General features: G+C 59.4%; 18 protein-coding genes and 1 pseudogene. 12 read left to right on the top strand and 7 right to left on the bottom strand.

Going from position 1 to position 17756, the window contains the following annotated elements:
• Positions 1-192 precede the first annotated feature (192 nt).
• The 5 genes and pseudogenes from V5D86_RS04610 to V5D86_RS04590 form a co-directional block, all read left to right on the top strand.
• Positions 193-1335 (top strand): hypothetical protein, encoded by a 1143-nt coding sequence (locus V5D86_RS04610; protein ID WP_414595562.1) that lies wholly within the window; start codon positions 193-195, stop codon positions 1333-1335.
• On the top strand, positions 1322-2386 hold the full coding sequence (locus V5D86_RS04605; protein WP_414595525.1) for a hypothetical protein: 1065 nt from the start codon (positions 1322-1324) through the stop codon (positions 2384-2386). Before V5D86_RS04610 ends, V5D86_RS04605 begins: the two co-directional genes overlap by 14 nt.
• 33 nt (positions 2387-2419) lie before the next feature.
• On the top strand, positions 2420-4039 hold the full coding sequence (locus V5D86_RS04600; RefSeq protein WP_414595524.1) for a lipopolysaccharide biosynthesis protein: 1620 nt from the start codon (positions 2420-2422) through the stop codon (positions 4037-4039).
• Between the two features lie 23 nt (positions 4040-4062).
• Entirely contained in the window at positions 4063-5001 is a 939-nt protein-coding gene (locus V5D86_RS04595) for an SIS domain-containing protein (protein ID WP_414595523.1), read from the top strand.
• Positions 4998-5921 (top strand): annotated as a pseudogene (locus V5D86_RS04590) (SIS domain-containing protein); the annotation flags it as partial. The gene V5D86_RS04595 and the pseudogene V5D86_RS04590, both read left to right, overlap by 4 nt.
• On the opposite strand, the gene glmM reads toward V5D86_RS04590, so the two are convergent.
• The gene (gene glmM / locus V5D86_RS04585; RefSeq protein WP_414595522.1) at positions 5856-7349 is read right to left on the bottom strand and encodes a phosphoglucosamine mutase; all 1494 of its coding nucleotides are present in this window, start codon (positions 7347-7349) and stop codon (positions 5856-5858) included. The pseudogene V5D86_RS04590 and the gene glmM sit on opposite strands and share 66 nt — an antisense overlap.
• Positions 7350-7498: 149 nt before the next feature.
• Here glmM and V5D86_RS04580 point away from each other — a divergent pair, with 149 nt between their 5' ends.
• The 5 genes from V5D86_RS04580 to V5D86_RS04560 all read left to right on the top strand — a co-directional run bounded on the left by V5D86_RS04580 (position 7499) and on the right by V5D86_RS04560 (position 10780).
• Positions 7499-8263: a glycosyltransferase gene (locus V5D86_RS04580; RefSeq protein ID WP_414595521.1), complete on the top strand. Its 765-nt coding sequence runs from the start codon at positions 7499-7501 to the stop codon at positions 8261-8263.
• 84 nt (positions 8264-8347) lie between these two features.
• Entirely contained in the window at positions 8348-8515 is a 168-nt protein-coding gene (locus V5D86_RS04575; protein ID WP_414595520.1) for a zinc finger domain-containing protein, read from the top strand.
• 10 nt (positions 8516-8525) lie between these two features.
• A complete protein-coding gene (locus tag V5D86_RS04570) occupies positions 8526-8795 on the top strand; it encodes a translation elongation factor EF-1beta (protein WP_414595519.1) in 270 nt (89 codons plus the stop codon).
• A 76-nt stretch (positions 8796-8871) separates the two neighbouring features.
• Positions 8872-9753, top strand: coding sequence for a damage-control phosphatase ARMT1 family protein (locus V5D86_RS04565; protein ID WP_414595518.1), 882 nt, complete (start codon positions 8872-8874; stop codon positions 9751-9753).
• 7 nt (positions 9754-9760) lie between these two features.
• Positions 9761-10780 (top strand): sugar phosphate nucleotidyltransferase, encoded by a 1020-nt coding sequence (locus V5D86_RS04560; protein WP_414595561.1) that lies wholly within the window; start codon positions 9761-9763, stop codon positions 10778-10780.
• Here V5D86_RS04560 and V5D86_RS04555 read toward each other — a convergent pair whose 3' ends face one another.
• Positions 10781-11716: a glycosyltransferase gene (locus tag V5D86_RS04555; RefSeq protein WP_414595517.1), complete on the bottom strand. Its 936-nt coding sequence runs from the start codon at positions 11714-11716 to the stop codon at positions 10781-10783.
• A 61-nt stretch (positions 11717-11777) separates the two neighbouring features.
• Between V5D86_RS04555 and V5D86_RS04550 the strand changes: the two genes are divergently transcribed.
• Both V5D86_RS04550 and V5D86_RS04545 read left to right on the top strand, forming a co-directional pair.
• A complete protein-coding gene (locus V5D86_RS04550; RefSeq protein WP_414595516.1) occupies positions 11778-12140 on the top strand; it encodes an acetolactate synthase in 363 nt (120 codons plus the stop codon).
• An 11-nt stretch (positions 12141-12151) separates the two neighbouring features.
• Entirely contained in the window at positions 12152-13336 is a 1185-nt protein-coding gene (locus V5D86_RS04545) for a glycosyltransferase (protein WP_414595515.1), read from the top strand.
• Here the strand turns inward: V5D86_RS04545 and glf are convergent.
• Genes glf through rfbF form a run of 5 tightly spaced genes read right to left on the bottom strand, consistent with a single transcriptional unit; the run spans position 13304 to position 17738 of the window.
• A complete protein-coding gene (gene glf / locus V5D86_RS04540) occupies positions 13304-14437 on the bottom strand; it encodes a UDP-galactopyranose mutase (RefSeq protein ID WP_414595514.1) in 1134 nt (377 codons plus the stop codon). The genes V5D86_RS04545 and glf overlap by 33 nt on opposite strands.
• Positions 14434-15012 carry a dTDP-4-dehydrorhamnose 3,5-epimerase gene (rfbC, locus tag V5D86_RS04535; protein ID WP_414595513.1) on the bottom strand — a complete coding sequence of 193 codons (579 nt, stop codon included), beginning with the start codon at positions 15010-15012 and terminating at the stop codon, positions 14434-14436. Before rfbC ends, glf begins: the two co-directional genes overlap by 4 nt.
• Entirely contained in the window at positions 14958-15914 is a 957-nt protein-coding gene (locus tag V5D86_RS04530) for an NAD-dependent epimerase/dehydratase family protein (protein ID WP_414595512.1), read from the bottom strand. Before V5D86_RS04530 ends, rfbC begins: the two co-directional genes overlap by 55 nt.
• Positions 15911-16963: a CDP-glucose 4,6-dehydratase gene (gene rfbG, locus V5D86_RS04525; protein ID WP_414595511.1), complete on the bottom strand. Its 1053-nt coding sequence runs from the start codon at positions 16961-16963 to the stop codon at positions 15911-15913. The genes V5D86_RS04530 and rfbG overlap by 4 nt, the downstream gene beginning before the upstream one ends.
• Positions 16964-16967: 4 nt before the next feature.
• A complete protein-coding gene (rfbF, locus tag V5D86_RS04520; protein ID WP_414595510.1) occupies positions 16968-17738 on the bottom strand; it encodes a glucose-1-phosphate cytidylyltransferase in 771 nt (256 codons plus the stop codon).
• Between the last annotated feature and the right edge of the window lie 18 nt (positions 17739-17756).

Below are 17756 nucleotides of genomic sequence, written 5' to 3'. Positions count from 1 at the left end.
TTGAAGTCGATCCTATCCTCCTACGTCTTCTGGATAGTGCTGGTGGGTTTGACAACACGGTTGGTTCTAGGAGTTTTCTTCACATATCCCTACGATTCCTCGAGCTGGGCGAGAATAGCCGAGTCTTCTCTTGCCGGAACCGCCTTGTACGATCGTCCCGACAATTACTATGCGCCGATCTGGGGGTATGTATTGTCTTTTCTCGCGATGGTCTACACGAGCTTCGGCGGGATATCGTTCGGTCGGCAGTTCGATGAGCTGCTGTTCTTGGACAATTTCACGTTCTCGTATTACGGCTCGCTCATCATCGATCCGGCATTCGCGTTCCTAGTGCGCATGTTCCTCATCGCGGTCGATATCGCCGTCGCGTTCACAATCCGTAAAATCGTTCTGAACCTGAGTGGGAACGAGAGGAGGGCGGACATTGCGATGGCGATCTGGTTCCTGTGCCCGCTCACCATATACAGTTCCTCGGTGTACCTGATTTTCGATACTCTCGAAGTCCTTTTCCTGGTTCTCTGTCTTTATTTCGCATTGAACAATCGTCCGTTCATAGCAGGCATAATGATGTTTTTGGCTGGGATGACGAAACCCTTCGCATTCTATCTCATACCCCTCCTGGTCGTATGGTTCATGACGCGGAGTCCGAGCCGCACCGAGAAGGTGAACGGCATCGCATTGGCGATGGGCGGATTCGCGGCGGCTTTCATGTTGACATTCCCATTCGTTCTGCTTTCAGGCGATTTCGATGCGGCATTCATATTCCTCACAGGGCGGGTGGATGCCGCTGGAGAATCGACGTTGTATGGCTGGGAGTACATCATATCCGTGTTCACGACATTCAAATCCCAGGGCTTCATATGGTTGCAGCCCGTGATAATCGGTGCCACGGTTCTATTTGCAATACTTTTTGCAAAGAAAGGGGAACGGACGTTCCGCAGGCTGCTGTTCTATTCCGTGATGACGATGATTGTCGTCTTCGCCTGGCCCGTTGCCCAGCAGTGCTACTATCTGGTCCTGATAATGCTGATAGCCCTGTTGGCTGCATATTGGGACCCCAGATACGTTGCGGGGCTGATGCTCGTGCTGTCGGTCCCGTCCCTGATATGCCAGGTCATAGCTCACAATTATTCGCTGATCCTGCCGTTCTCCGCATACACAGGCATCGTGCCGTTGGACTGGGCGGTGGAAAAGCTCGTCACATTCAACACAGCACATTGGCACGGAATGAACGTCTACACTACATCCAGACTGGTGATGCAGTGGATGATCCTCGCGTCCATGTTGTTCATAAGCAACTCGTTGTACAGGAGGCGCTATGATGAAACGTGCTGATTCGGTGATTGTCATCAGTATTCTCGTGGTGGCCGTGATATTGCTGGGCGAGGTCCTCGTGTATGTCAGTTCGCCCTATTACCACGAAACGGAATTGATCGAGGACGAGGCGGGCGGGTACAGTCTGAATATTTCCTCCAGCTACGCCACCGATTACACGGTGATCACATCGGAGACCGAGGCGAATGCGAATGAGAGGCATCTCTTCATCTATCGCGATATGGCCTACCCTTCCATGTTGGATTACGATGCGATCGACACATGGATAGACAGGATGAAGGCGGAGTTGGAGGTGGCCGGTTTCTCGTCGTATACGGTCGTGGATGCGGATGCGTTGCAGTACATCATGGATGCGAGCAGCGAATCCGGAAAGGCCACAAACACATCTGTCCTGATATTCACAGGGATCCTTCCGGACACGGTGTACGGCATCAACGTGTCGATCCTGGAGGATTGGCTTGCGGCAGGGGGGTTCCTGTACTGGACCGGCGGGTCATTCGCCAAATACGTTGGCCACTCCGACGGGTCGGTGGACTTCATGGAGGCGGACCCCGGATCGAGGTTCCTGGGAGTCCCCTGGTCGATCAACGACAGGGATGACACGATAGTCGGAAACAGCCCCTCCGAGGACAGGGGGATCGGAGAGGCGATGAACATATACTACGCCCAGTGCAACTACGGGGTCAGCAGCGATGTGGAGGATGCCCTGTTCCTCGGACTGGTCTCCGACGACGGATACAACAGCATCTCCCTGTGCAAGTATGCGGGCGGCTCTGGGCAGATTGCGATATTCGGTGGAAAGTTCCCTCCGGATGTCAAGGACACCGCATACTCCAACATCGTCAAGGTGATCATGTCCGGGCTGTGCTACGACTCCAGGGTCACTCTGTTGGAAGATTCGAGCAAGGGTCCCGGATCCATCAATCTGGAGATACCGGTCAGCTCCGATAGGTGCACATTGGTCTATGTGCTGTTCGGAGGGATGATAGGGACCTATTCCCATCTGTGGCGCGTCGACGCGGACGTGTCATCCCCAGGAGCCAGGCATTGAGTCGAATTTCGATTTTGAGAAGGGTCGTTGAAAGTGTTCGGAAGGAAGAGGACGGATTCGGAGGACAGGGTCGAACGTCGCGTGGTGCCAAACATGGTGTCCAATGTGGTGTTCATGCTGGTCAACTTCGCGATGGGACTTCTGCTGGTCCCGTTCTACATCGATCAGCTCGGGAACGCATCCTATGCGATCATCCCCGTGGCCACATCCGTCACGAGCTACATCGTGATCATATCGGACTCGCTCTCGAGCACCGTGTCCCGCTATCTGACGATAGACCTCCGGACCGACATCAACGTCGCGAAGCACACCTACAACACGGCGGTCCTTGGGTTCACAGGGCTCTTGATCGTGGCTATCCCGGTGATCATGCTGATCTCGGTGCTCGCACCGTCCATATTCTCCATAGCCTCGAACTCCGTCATATCGGTCCAGATCCTGTTCGTCCTGATCCTGGCATCCGTTCTGATAACCGTCTGGAGCAACAACTTCATCACGGTCCTGTTCTCGAAGAACCGCATAGACCTGATGAACGTGGTGAAGACCACCCAAGTCCTGGTGCAGATCGTACTCGTGATCGTGTTCCTCCTGTTCGTCTCCAAGTCCGTCGAGTACGTCGGTGTAGCGTATTTCATCGCCTCCATAGTCTACGCGGTTCTGGGGTATGTGCTCGCCCGCAGGGTGTGTCCGGAGCTCCGCGTGAGGAGACACAGCTACGACAAGCAGAAGTTCAGGGAGATGGCGGTCCTTGGCGGCTGGTCCCTGGTGAACAACCTCGGGAACCTGTTGTTCATACAGACCTCGCTCCTGCTGGTGAACATCTTTCTGGGAGCGGACGACGGGGGATACTTCGGGGTCATCGTCACGGTGATCAGCGCGGTGTCCGCACTCATCGACACGATGGGGTCCATATTCGCACCGATCACATACCGTCTGTTCTCGGAGAAGAGGGTCGAGACCATGAACTCGGTGACGAAGTTGGCCGTGAAGGTCGTCGGACTGGTCATGTCCATGCCGATAGCGTTCCTATGCGTCTTCTCGGTCCCGATACTGACGCTGTGGGTCGGGGCCGAGTACCAGCAGCTGGAACCCGTGGTGTGGGCAGTGATGTTCCTGATGGTGGGGATCGGGGCGATCACGCCGGCATACCCCCTCACGATGGTCCATCTGAAGGTCCGCATACCCGGCATAGTGACCCTCCTGTTCGGGGTGGCCAATGTCGTGCTGGCGTTGGCGGTGATAGCGTTCACGGACCTCGGCATCATGGGGGTCGGACTGGTCTGGTCGCTGACGATGTTCGTGAAGAACTGCGTCTTCAACCCGTGGTACATCGCAAGGATATCCGGGATGGGGCGGTTCGAGATCCACAGGTCCCTTGCATACGGGTACCTGTCCTTCGTCATGCTCGTCATCGCGTACGGGCTGTTGGACCATGTCCTGACCATCCCCGTCTCATGGCTCTGGTTCGGTCTGCTCGGGGTCGTGCTTCTGGGGGTCCACATGCTGGTGACGCTCAGGGTGTTCCTGAACGACGACGAGCGCGAGGTCGTGAAATCATGCATACCCGGTTCGCTTCGCAGGGTCGTCGACAGGATATGCCGACGATCCCGTCCTGAATGTATTATAGATGTAGAGAGGATTGACCCTCCATAGGGAGCCTGCGGATGTTGACGGGGATGGCAGATTTCAGGATTGGGGGAACCGCCGTCCGTTCGGTCACGGACAGGGAGCAGATCCTGATGCTCCCCGAGTTGATCCAGGCAGGCCTCCGTATCGATTTCCAAGGCGGTCATGCGAAGGACGTGTGCCTCTTCGGAATAGACACGGCCTCCATCGTCGGCGACATCGTATCGGACATGGCGGACGAGTTCTCACCGGCCCCCGTGAACATGGTCTGCGACAGCAGGGTCCCGGGCTGGGTCTCTGAGGATACGGCATGCATCGTCATCTCGTATGCGGACATCGGTGAGGAGATGGCCCGCGTGTGCTCATCGCTTTCCGACAGGGGATGCAGGGTCTATCTGGTGTCATCGTCCGACATCGGTGTCGAGAGGGTCCCGACCGTTCGTGTTCCAAGGGGCCTCGATCCGCGTGCCGCATCGGGGTTCGTCCTGGGGGCGGTGTGCAGGATGCTCCAATCATTGGGAACGTTCGATGCCGCAGACAGGCTGGAGGACGAACTGGACCGCTTCACCGAGTTCCGTGATGCCCTCAGGGACAGGGGATGCGGGCCGGCACCACTGCCGGAGGGGGCCGTCCCGGTGACATATTGCACCTCTGACATCCATGCCTGTTCGAAGGCCTGGAAGTATGCGATGGGGATGCACGGGAAGGGGCTATCATTCTACGGCGAGCTTCCGGAATTCGACCACAACGAGCTTGTCGGCTGGTCGGACAGGAACGCGCATGCTCCCGAGCTCTCCATGATCGTGATGCGCGGCGATTCCCACAAGGGATTGGTCTCGACCATCGTGGAGTGCATGTCCGAGGTCCTCAGGGAGAACGGCAGGGACGTCGTACCGGTGGCTCTGGGCGACGGGACGGCGACATCCAGGAATCTGAGGGGGATCCTCCTCGGGTATTGTCTCTCGATCGATCAGGAGGGGTCCGAATGAAGGAGGCATCCGTGGAGGAGCAGTTGTGCGGTTTCCTGGACGACCTAGAGGAATCCCTGCATTACGATTCAGGAAAGACATTCGATTGTGACAACATCCTGCTCTGCGGGGTAGGCGGTTCCGCTGTCAGCGGGGATTTCGCATCGGACTGTTGCTTCACCGAATCCGTCAAGCCGATCAGGCTGATGAAATACCCCGATGTCCCGAACTGGGTGGGTCCCAGGACATTGGCGATCGTCTCAAGCTATTCCGGGAACACCGCAGAGACGGTGGAGATGTACAGGCAGGTCACCGAAAGGGGATGCACCGTCGTCGTCATCACGTCCGGCGGCATGCTGGGCGACCTCGCATCGGCCAACGGCGATCACATCATGACCCTCCCCAAAGGTATGCAACCGAGGCATGCCATAGGGTTTATGATAGGATACACCCTCGAGACGATCCGTATGGCAGGGGGACCGGACCTCAGGGACCGGATCACGGGTCTGATGCCCTCCTTGAGACAGTACAGACAGGCGATATCAGAGGGGGACGGTTGTCTGGCAAAGGAGATCGCAGGATTCCTCATGGGAAACGTACCTGTGATCTGTTCCGATGCCAGCATGAGGTCTGTCGCATTCAGGTGGAAGACCCAGATAAACGAGAACTCCAAGTTCGTGGCGTTCTGCGACTACGCGCCTCTGTTCAACGAGCACAGTCTGGACTCATGGGCCCGGACAGACAGGTCCAATTACGCTCTCCTGGTCCTGATCGGATGCAACGATGGCATGAGCGACGGGACCCCTTACCTCGAGGACATCGTTTCCAGGATGGAGGGCTCATCCGCCAAGTGTCGCGCGGTGAGGCTGGGTGGCTCATCTACCCTTGAGAACATGTTCAGGGCGATCATCCTCGGAGACTACGTGTCCATAAACATGGCCCGCATGCGCGGGATCGATCCGGCGGAGGTCAGGCCCGTGATGCAGCTGAAGGCTAAGCTCGCCCAGAGGAACCGATCGCTCCAGGCCTCTTAAGGTCCTCTCGAACTCCTCGGCGAATTCGGTCGAGCGCATCTCGGCCATCTCGAGGCTGTCGGATTCGGAGTATATCCTGTATTTCGGTTCGGTGCCGGAAGGCCTGAGCAGGACCCAGCCGTCGTCGAACAGGAACTTCAGCCCATCGGTCTGGTCCATCCTGTCAGTCGGATGATTGGACGCTATCTCCTCGGTGATCCTGTCCTTGAGGTGGTCCGGGCATCTCACTGCCTTCTTGATCGTGTGGAACGTCGGCAGCGTGGATGCAAGGTCCTTCAAGCCGCCCGTTCTCGCGATGCACTCCAGCATCATCGCCGCACCCATGCCCCCGTCGCGACAGAACTGGTGCGATGCGAATATCAGTCCGCCGTTCTCCTCCCCGCCGAACACCGCATCGTCGGAGGCCATCCTGCGAGCGACGATCGGGGACCCTACCGCGGTGTAGACGGTCTCCCCGCCAACTGTCTTCACGGTGTCCTCTACGACCCTGGACGTGGCGACCGTGACGACGACCTTCCCGCCCCCTCCCCTCTCCATAAGGTATCTGCCGAGGATGGCCAGCGCAAGGTCCCCGGGAACGTATTTCCCCTCGGATGTGACGAACACGCACCTGTCCGCGTCCCCGTCGTGGGCTATCCCCAGGTCCGCACCGTTGGAACGGACCTCCTCAAGAAGTTCGGAAAGATTGTCCTCGGTGGGCTCGCTCAGGTGGGCGGGATCCCTCATATCGGGCTCGCCGTTCAGGACGATGGCGGTGACCCCGAGCTTCTCCATCAGGGCGGGGGATGTGTGGCACGAGCATCCGTTGGCACAGTCCAGGACGACCTTCAGTCCCGCATCGCGTATCGCATCGACGTCCACGTTGGACAGGATGGACGCGACATACTCCTCTGCGGCATCGGATACGGTGACTAGTTCGCCTATGTCGTGCCATGCGACGTCATCTGCACCGTTGTGATAGAACGATTCGATGGAATCCTCCTGTTCTTTGGTGCATTCCGTACCGTCGCCTGCGACGCATTTGATACCGTTGAACTCGGGAGGGTTGTGCGATGCGGTGATCATGACGCCGCCCGTGACATCGTCGCGGACCTTGACGTAGTGCTGCAACGCGGGTGTCGGGACCATCCCGAGGTCCAGGACGTCCGCTCCCACGGACATGAGTCCGGCGCAAAGCGCATTCTTCAGCATCGGTGACGATGTCCTGGGGTCGCAGGCCACTGCGATCCTCGTCCCAAGGACCATCCTCACGGCCTTTCCCATGGCAAGGGCCAGTCCGCAGTCCATATCCTCATTGGCGATCCCGCGAACCCCGTTGGTACCGAACATCCTCATCTGGGCACTTCCACACATGGGAATGGCAAACATCCCTTAATATCCACCGTTTTCGATCCGGTGGAACACATTTTATAGGATATACGAGGTCTCGACAATCCGTTTGGTAGCGCGATGCGTTCACGATCGCGCCCTTGGAGCTGGTTGAGATGTCCGGGACCTGTACAATCGTAATTCCCACATACAATGAGGAGAGGAACGTGGCCAACATGGCCAGGGCGATCAGGGAAGCGTACCCGGGCTACAAGATCCTCTTCATGGATGACAACTCCACCGATGGGACGAAGGCCGAGGTCGAGGCCCTGAACGACCCGCTGACCACGATATACGTCCGTGACCCGGATGCCAGGGGCCTGGGGGCCTCTGTCATGCAGGGCTTCTGTCTTGCGGACACGGACTACGCGATGTGCATGGACTGCGACTTCCAGCATCCCATCTCCGCCCTAGGGGGCATCGTTGCCCAGATGGACGCCGGCGCGGAACTGTGTGTCGGTTGGAGGAACAGCAGGATGTCCATGGGGTTCAAGAGGGCCGCAGGATCGGAACTCGTCGAGGTGTTCTGCAAGTTCTTCTTTATGATCCATGGGAAGCAGACCACCAAGGACATGATGAGCGGTCTCTTCGCGCTTCGCTGCGATGTATTCAGACCCGTCATCGAGAAGAACTGGGACAGCATGGAGCTCCGCGGATGGAAGGTGCTGATGGACCTGATGAAATACTCCGAGAGGAAGGTCGACGTCCGCTACTACAGGTACGACTTCGGAATCCGTGCGGAGGGGGAGTCCCATCTCAACCCGAAGGTCCCGATCATGACGTTCCATCAGCTCTGGGGATTCGGGAAGTTCACAGCCAAGGTCATCGCGAAGGTCTATGGCGTGGACTACTACGAGATGTACCCCTCCGAGAAGAAGTGATCGTCCCCTGTTCATATCGGGCATGTCCGACCTTCGCGGGCCAATAGGTTCCCCTTTAAATATAAGGAGAATAATCGCGTGCGCATGGCAGCCGACAAAATATGCTCTTCCTGCGGGAAGAGGCTGATTGGCCGCGGAAACACCTTCTTCAAGTGCCCCAAGTGCGGGGAGTACGAGATCGGAAGGTGCGCCCAGTGCCGCGACCAGAGTGTCCCCTACGAGTGCAAGAAATGCGGATTCGTTGGACCCTGAGGTGTGAGACTTGGGACAGATCGCAGCAAAGTACGACCTCATGCCTGAGAGCACCGAGGTCAGCCTCGATGATGTCATCGCGAAGCTCCCGTCCATCGTCCCTGCAGGAGTGCAGGTCGTTGAGACCTCCGTCCTTCCCGTTGCCTTTGGACTCATGAAGGTCCACGTAGGATTCCTCATCGACGACTCCGACGAAGAGGTCGGATCCAAGCTCGAGAGCGCTCTCCACGCCATCGAAGGCATCGAGAACGTCGAGTGCGTCGATACCTCGGTCATCTGAGACGACCGGAAAACGCGGGATGTCCCGCTTCCTTCCCTTTTCTTTATCTCCATTCCGCTGATACAGGTGTGTTCCCATGAAGTTCACTGCAGACTGCGGACCATGTCTGATGCGCAGGGTCCTGTTCCAATCGCGCCTTGTCGGAAACGACATGGAGTTCGACGCCGTCAGGGCGGCATCCGATGTCCTGGCCGAGAGGATGGACCCGGAGACGGACTCCGTCAGGATATCCACCGAGGTCCACAGGGTCGCCTATCGGGCGGTCATGTCGGACGATCCGTACTTCGAGCTCAAGTGCAGGGCGGATGCCGTCGCCGAGCCCTTCGAGAGGCAGCTCGCCGAGATGGTGGAGCGCTCGGACGACCCGATACGCACAGCCCTCCTCGGGGCCGTGGCGGGGAACATAATGGATTTCGGCTCCGGCACGTCCATCGACGACCCGGACCTGTTCTCGTCGGTGTACGACGACATAGTCGACCAGGGCCTGGGTCTGGACGACGTCGATATGCTGGAGGACCTGATCGAGAGGTCGCCGGGAGTGGTATACATCTTCGACAACTGCGGGGAATGCAGGCTCGACGCCGTCCTCATAAGGTTCCTGAGGGGCATGGGGAAGCGCGTCGTCGGCGTGGTCCGCGGGGAGCCGATCCTGAACGACGTCACGATGCAGGATGCGAAGCGCATAGGGCTCGACCGCGTCGTCGACAAGATGCTCACGACCGGGAAGTTCTACGTCGGCATAGATTGGGACGACATCCCCGAGGACCTCTCGGAGGAGATACGGAGCTGCGGTCTGATAGTCGCCAAGGGGATGGCCAACTACGAGGCGACCTCGGGAAGGCATCTCGACGTACCCGTAGTCCACATCCTCCGCTCCAAGTGCGGGCCCGTGGCCCGTTCCCTGGGGGTCCCGCAGAACGTCAATGTGGTCAAGGTCGTAATGCCGGAGGCGGATTGAATTGAGCGTGAAGCAAGCAGTCGTGATGGTCGGCGGGAAGGGTACCAGGTTGCTCCCCCTGACGAATACGAGACCGAAGCTCATCCTCCCGGTCGTCGACAGGCCATGCCTGTGGTATCTTCTGAGGGCGCTGTCGCAGTCCGGCATCAGGGAGGTCATCCTCGCCTGCGGATACAAGGCGGATTTCATCAGGGAGGCCATGGGGGACGGCTCCGATTCGGGATTGGACATAAGCATAGATTATTCCGTGGAGTCCGAGCCTCTGGGAAGCGGAGGGGCGATCAAACTGGTCGAGGACCGTCTGGACCCGACGTTCGTCGCGGCCAACGGGGACGTCTTCATGACCTCCATAGTGTCGGACCAGATAGCGTTCCATCAGAACATCGGTGCAGACGTCACCGTATCCACCACGGTCGTGGACAATCCCTGCGAATACGGGACGATCATCACCTCCGAGGACGGACGCGTGGAGTACTTCATGGAGAAGCCCCGGCCGGAGGAGGTACGCTCCAACAAGATCAATTCGGGGGTCTATGTGATCAACAGGGACGTGGTGGGGTCGATCCCCGCCGGGTTCTACGATTTCTCGAAGGACCTGCTCCCCGATCTCGTCTCGACGGGCCGCAAGGTGTACACCCATCCGATAGACGGGATGTTCATCGACGCGGGACGTCCGAGCGACCTGATGAGGGTCAATCTGGAGATCGCCGACGACGAGTACTACGGCAGGGATTGGAAGGCCCCCGGGTGCGCGATCGAGGGTGCGTTCTATCTCGGTCGCGGCTCGACCGTGAACGGGTGCAGGTTCACCGACACGGTCATAATGAGGGACTCCAAGGTAGTCGGCTCGGACCTGGACAGGGTCATGCTGATGGAAGGCTGCACGGTGAACGGTGCGAAGCTCAGGAACGTTATCCTGGGAGAAGGCTGCACGGTGGGAAAGGGCGCGAAGGTGTCAAATGCCGTGTTGGCGGACGGTACCGTCGTGAAGCCCGGAGAGGTCCTGGACGAAGGGCGGGACGTCTGATCAGATCTTCTTGGTGCTCTTGACAGGGTCCCAGCAGTTCATCATGTCGTCGCCACGCTTCACGTGCTCCTCTGCCATGGAACGCGCCTTGAACTCGAGTCTGGTCATATAGAGCATCTTGAACGGATGGAATCCCAGCTGACGGAAGGTCTGGAAGTAGGCCCTGATGAGATATTTCTTGTTCCAGGACGGGATGTCGTAGTCGTAGATCCGCTTCATCGTAACTTCGCCGATGTTGACGCGCACCCTCTGCTTGAGGAAGTCCTCCTCGGTGTCCGGGCCGCGGTTGTAGATCGTCGCATCGGGGGCGTAGATGCAGTCGTATCCCGCCTCCTCCAGCTTCATGCGGATAAGGTCCTCGTCAGACTGGAGGTCGGTGCGGAGCCTCGTCCCGATGTCCCTGAATGCCACGATCTCCCCGATCTTGGGATAGATCATCGCCAGGTTGTGGTGCATGGCCCAGAGCATCTGCGATGCGAACCCGACCTTCGTGGAGGGGTCGTTCGTGGGTATCGGATGTCCGCCGACCATCCCGACCTTGGGGTCCCTGAACGGGTCTACGAGGTGGAACAGGGAATCCTCGCTGGCGAAGAGGTTATCGGCGTTCAGCATGACCGCGATGTCCGTGCTCATGTTGTCGAGGTACATGTTTATGGCCGAGTTCTTCCCCTCGCGCTTCTCCTGAGGCAGGAACACGATGTTGTCGTATTCCTTCATCAGCGAGCGCACGATGTCGTCAGTGCCGTCCGTACTGCCGCTGGACACCACCAGGACCTGCTTCACGGTGATCCCGGGAAGCTTTTGCGAATAGATGGAGCGTATCGATCTCTCGATGTTCTGCTCCTCGTTGTATGCACATATCCCGATCGAGATCTCGAGGGGATCGGTATCGTTCGCGCATTCTTCGGTCCGATTGTCATCTGGGCTGTATGGCATCTGCGCCGTTTTCAAACACACCAACATATATATCGAATTCCCTTCGGCGGATGGTGGAAATATGCACGTAATCTCACTCATCGTCAAGAACGAGTTCGGAGTCATGCAGAGGGTCATGGGGGAGTTCACCCGCAACAAGATCAACGTCGAGACGATCGTCGTCGGGAAATGCGAGCTCCCCGGGAAGTCCAGGATGGTCCTCTCCGTCGTGAGCCACGATGCCGCCGTCACGGCCATAGGGAGGCTCCAGATGCTCCAGGACGTCTACGGCGTGGAGATGATCCCCGAATCCGGACAGTCCGCCTATGCGTTGATTTCCACGAGCAACGGGAACGTCGGCCTGGTCGGAGGGTCCGACGAGGTTGAGGAGGTCATCGACCGCATGAAGCCCGACCATTACGTGAAGGCACTGAACGCACTCTGAGAGGCGATACCATGCGCGTCCTCCTGATGACCGACAGCTACCACCCAACCATCGACGGAATGGTGTTCGTGGTCGATTCTGTCAAGAAGTCCCTGGAGAAGCTGGGGCATGAGGTGTTCATCATAGCCCCGGATCCCGGGGAGAAGGACCGCGTGGAGGGTGTGATATATTTCCCATCCGTCGAATTCTCCACTTACAAGGGGTATTTCGTCCCGATATACCCGTCGAACAAGATCGAGATAATCAGGGACCTCAACCCCGACGTGATCCATTCCCACGGCCTCACGCTGATGGGCCTGAAGGGACTCATCGCCGCCCATACCCTGAAGATCCCGTACGTCGTGACCATGGGGACGATGGTCACGGACGTGATGAAGTACTACATGCCGGTCAAACTCCCCACGGAGATGATGGAGAAGCTGTCATGGGTGTATCTGCGCCAGCTCCTGAACCATTCCGATGCGGTGGTGTCGTTCACATCGCCTATCCTGGAGGAGCTGGCCGAGCAGGGTGTGACGCCGAGGGACACGGCGGTCGTCACTGCCGGTGTGGACACGGACATATTCCACCCGATTCCGGAGCCCGAGGGTCTCCGCGAGTCCATGGGCCTGGTCGGCAAGAGGGCCATCATGTGCGTCGGGAGACTGTCCTTCGAGAAGCATGTGGAGGAGGTCGTCAGGTCCTTGAAGCTGCTTCCGGACGACGTCGACCTCATCATAGACGGCGACGGTCCGGCAAGGGAGTACATCGAGCAGGTGATCCACGAGGAGGGCCTCGAGTCGCGCACCCATCTGATCGGGTTCGTGACCCGCGAGGAGCTTCCAATGTACTATTCCATGCTGCAGGTGGTCGTCACGGCATCCAGGTTCGAGACCCAGGGCCTCAGCCTGATGGAGGCGATGGCGTGCAGGGTCCCGCTGGTCGCACCGGACGTCCGTGCGTTCAAGGAGATCCTCACCGACAACGAGAACGGATACCTGTACGACGGCAAGGGCGACATCTCGGTCATGGCGAAGCGCGTCATCGAGGCATTGGACTCGGTCGACGACAGAATGCGTGATGCCGCGATGGAGCGTGCCAGGTTCTTCTCCGAGGACAGCAGCGCCAGGAAGCTCGAGGTGCTCTACGAGAGGGTCATAGAGGCCAAGAAGGAGCGTCTCGCGTCAAAGGGACGCCACAAGGGACGATCCCAGTGACAAGGCGCGGTCCAGGGCCTGGTCCATGTTGTAGTAGCGGAAGTCAGCGAGCCTCCCGCAGAAGCTCAGCCCTTCCACGTCCTCCGCCATCCTCCTGTACCTGTCGTGCAGGGCGATGCTCCCGTCCGTCAGCACGGGGTAGTACGGTTCCAGGGACGAGCCCGGTTCGTACGTGTGGGAGCGCTCCACCGCGCACACTGTCCCGTCCCCCTTCTGGATGGGCAGCTTGTTGTACTCGGTTATGCGGACGATCTCGGGGTCAGAGGGGTATGCGACGACGGGCGCGGGCTGGAAGCTCTCCATGTCGTGGTGCACCCATTCGAACGTCAGGGACCGGTACGGCAGTCTCCCGAGGGAATATCCGAAGAGCTCGTCCAGCGCCCCCGTGTACACCGCCCTGTCCTCATCGCAGTCCAGCGCCCCGTCCCTCACGCTCAGAACCTCCTTGGAATCCACGCCCAGGTCCAACGTTATGTTGGGATGGTCGAGGATGCGGTCGAAGAAATCGGTGAACGATGTCGCCGGCATGACCTGGAACTCGTCATCGAAGTAGCCGTCCCTGTAGGACAGTCTCAGGGGGACGCGTCTCAGTACGCTAGGGTCTATCTCCGACGGGTCCCTGCCCCACTGCTTCGACGAGTACGGCCTGTAGTCCTTCTCGAACAGGTACTGCGCGTACTCCCTTATCAGGGGGTCTGGGTCGGACAGCGCCTCCGTGACGGTGATGGTGGCCTTGCCGGGATGTCCTTTCCGGAACGCCTCCTTGATCATCTCCCCCTTCTCCCCTCCGAAGAACGTGTCTATGGTGGTGAAGTTGAACGGCGTGGGCGTGTACGAGCCGTCCCATACGGCGCCGCATGTGAGCTCGTAGCGGTCCCAGTCCTGGAAGCGCTCCATGTACTCCATCAGGCGGCGGTCGTTGGTGTGGAACGTATGCGGGCCGTAGTCCTGGACCATTATGCCGCTGGGGTCGAGATGGTCCTTCATGTTGCCGCCGGGGACGTCCCTGCGGTCTATGATGCGCACCCTCTCGCCTGCTTCGGCAAGGGTCCTTCCGACGGCGGCCCCGGACAGGCCGGTCCCGACGATCAGCCACCTCATCGGAATCCGCCGTACCTCTCGATGAATTCTCTGAACGACTGCAGGTTGAGGTCCTTGTCGGAGAGGATGACCTTGTCGGGACCTCCGATGAGCTCGAGGGGCCACTCGATGTTCATGTCCGGGTCGTCCCATCTTATCCCGTCATCGTATTCGCCGTAGAATCTTTCGGCACACTTGTACGACACTATCGAATCCTCGATCACGAGGTATCCGTGCCCGCATCCTGCCGGGACGAGGATCTCGAGCGCGTTGTCACCCCTCAGGTCGAAGGCCTCCCACCTCATGAACGTGGGACTGTCCCTGCGGAGGTCTATGACGACATCCCAGACATGGCCGGATATGCATCTCACGAGCTTGGGCTGCTGCTTCACCCTCTGGAAGTGCATGGCCCTGACGACCCCCTTGTGGCTGGTGGTGTAGAACACCTCGCTCAGGTCGTGCGCTATCCCGTTCTTCTCGAACGTCTCCTTGGAGTAGTCCTTCGTGAAGCATCCGCGGTTGTCCTCCGCGTTGAACGGGGTTATCGCGATGAGCCCCCCGATGCCCGTCTCTTTGAAATCGAACAGTTGTACCATCGGTTTCCCTCCCTTATCCATTCCATGGTGCGTCTGCAGCCCTCCCCGAACCGGATCTCCGCCTTGAATCCCGTGTCCCTCTCCGTCTTCGAGCAGTCGAACGTCGACAGCGGCAGGTCCGTCCCTGTGAACGGGACGTCTCCGAACTCGAACTCCAGGTCGGGCGCGACGGAGGCCTGCATCTCCTCGAGGAACCTTCTCAGCGGCTTCGCCTCGGAGCTCCCTATGAGGTATTCGTTGAACGGCTTCCCCCTCTCCCCGATGAGGCGGAACGCCCTGGCCACGTCGTCTATGTACACGAAGTCATAGTTCTGGGTCCCCGCCGTGAATCTCGGCGATTCACCGGCAAGGCACTTCCTGAGGGTGCTGTTCACGAGACGGGGGCTCCTCTCGCCGGGACCGTACGCGTTCGTGATGAGGGGCCATACGATGTCGCATCCAAGTTCGGCGGCGACGGGCATGCACATCAGATGCGCCGAGACCTTCCCGCAGCCGTACACGCCGCCCATCCCGGGCCTGTTGCCGTCCTTGATGGCCGCTGCGACAGTCTCCTTCTCGACGATGGACCCGGCATGCAGGAACCTCCCGCATCCCATCTCCTTGGAGACCCTGAGGGCATCCGCCGTCCATTCGGCGTTGCACAGCTGGAGGGACACGTCCGCGCGTGAAGGTCCTGCCGAACCTTCCCACGCGAGATCGTAGAACACCTCGTAGCCGGTATGTTCCTTCAGGGAGGCTATGCTCCTGCGATCGCTTCTGACTATGTCGATCCCGGGGATGTCCCTGACCGCGTCGTCCCTCTCATGGATCACTGCGAGGACCTCGACCCCGTTCTCCACGAGCTCGCGCACGACCGCGCTGCCGATGAATCCGTTCGCGCCTGTTACCACCGCGCTTCTCATCGGACCACCGCCCCGTATTCCCTGATCTGGGCCCGCGTCCTCTCGAGCATGTCCTCCCCGTCCATCCAGGACTGCGCCCATTCCACCGTCTTCCCGACGGCCTCGCGGACGCGCCATCTCGGTTCGAACCCGATGTCATTCCTTATCTTGGCGATGTCTAGCCTGAGCAGGCCCGCTTCGTGGGGTCCGGAATCTCCCTCGCAGATGTAGGACGCGCCCTCGCCCCATGCGGTGCAGAACATCTCGGCGAGCTGTCCTGTAGTGACGCAGTCCTCCTCCAGGGGACCGACGTTGTAGCTCCCGGACAGGGTGTGGTCTTCGCTCTGTCTCTCGATTATGTCGAGGTATGCCGTGAGAGGCTCCAGGACATGCTGGTACGGGCGGACGGACCCCGGGTTGCGCAGTACCACCGGCCTTCCGGCCATCGCGGCCCTGATGCAGTCGGGGACGATGCGGTCCGGTGCGAAGTCCCCTCCGCCTATGACGTTCCCCGCCCGCGCGGTGGACACCGCCGCATCCTGGAAGAAGCTCCTGGAGTACGATGCCGTTACCAGTTCGGAGCAGCTCTTGGAGTTCGAATAGGGGTCGAACCCGTCCAGGGGCTCCGTCTCCCGGAACGGTATGCCCGTCTCGTTGTTGCGGTAGACCTTGTCCGTGGTGATGTTCAGCAGCGAGTCGGGCATCCCGCACGTCCTCGCGCACTCCAGCACGTTCACGGTCCCCATCACGTTCGTCTCGTATGTGGTGACCGGGTCCCTGTAACCGATGCGCACGATCGGCTGGGCGGCCATGTGGATGACCACGTCGGGCCTCGCTCTTCTGTAGAACTCCTTCAGCTTCGGCAGGTCCCTTACGTCCCCCGTCTCCGTGGTGCAGATGTCGCCTATCCCGGCGACATCGAAGAGGCTCGGGTCCGTGGGGGGCTCCAGGGAGTACCCGTACGTGTCCGCGCCCAGTTCGTCCAGGATCGCGCACATCCATGAGCCCTTGAATCCGGAGTGCCCGGTCAACAGGACCCTCTTTCCGGAGAAGAATGACCTGCTAGGCAAGGGATCACCATGTCTTCCAGGGTGCGCTCCCGGTGTCCCACATCCTCTGTAGCATCTCCTTGTCGCGCATGGTGTCCATGCACTGCCAGAACCCGGGATGCTTGAACGCGTTGAGCTTCCCGTCGAGCGCGAGGTTCTCCAGGGGCTCCTTCTCGAATGTGGTGTCGTCGCCGGAGATGTAGTCCATGACCTCCGCGTCGAGGACCATGTACCCTCCGTTTATCCAGCCCACGTCCTGCGGGTTCTTCTCCCTGAACGATTCGACGTTGTCGCCGTTCATGTCCATGGTGCCGAAGCGTCCCGCCGGGCGTGCGGCGAGGAGCGTCGCGGCCCTCCCCTCCCTCTCGTGGAACTCGATCTCCTTCGCCAGGGGGGCGTCGGTGACCCCGTCGCCGTACGTCAGGCAGAAGGTCTCGTCCCCTTCCAGGTAGCGCTCGATCCTCTTGATGCGCCCTCCGGTCATCGTGTTCAGGCCGGTGTCCGCGATGGTGACCGTCCAGGGCTCGGAGGCATTGGAGCGCACGGTGACGCCGCCGCTCTTGAAATCGAAGGTCATGTCGCTGTTGTACAGCGCGTAGTTGGAGAAGTATTCCTTGATGATGTGCTGCTTGTATCCCGCGCACACGATGAAGTCAGTGATCCCCTGCGATTCGTATATCTTCATGATATGCCAAAGGATGGGCTTGTCCCCGATCTCTATCATGGGCTTGGGTCTGAGATGGCTCTCCTCGGAGATCCTTGTACCGAACCCTCCCGCCAAGATGACTGCCTTCATGCCGAACTCATCGACCGC

It is taken from the genome of Candidatus Methanoprimaticola sp. MG2, from assembly GCF_047501175.1.
Taxonomy (GTDB): domain Archaea; phylum Thermoplasmatota; class Thermoplasmata; order Methanomassiliicoccales; family Methanomethylophilaceae; genus Methanoprimaticola.
This window is presented reverse-complemented; position numbering and strand designations above follow the sequence as displayed.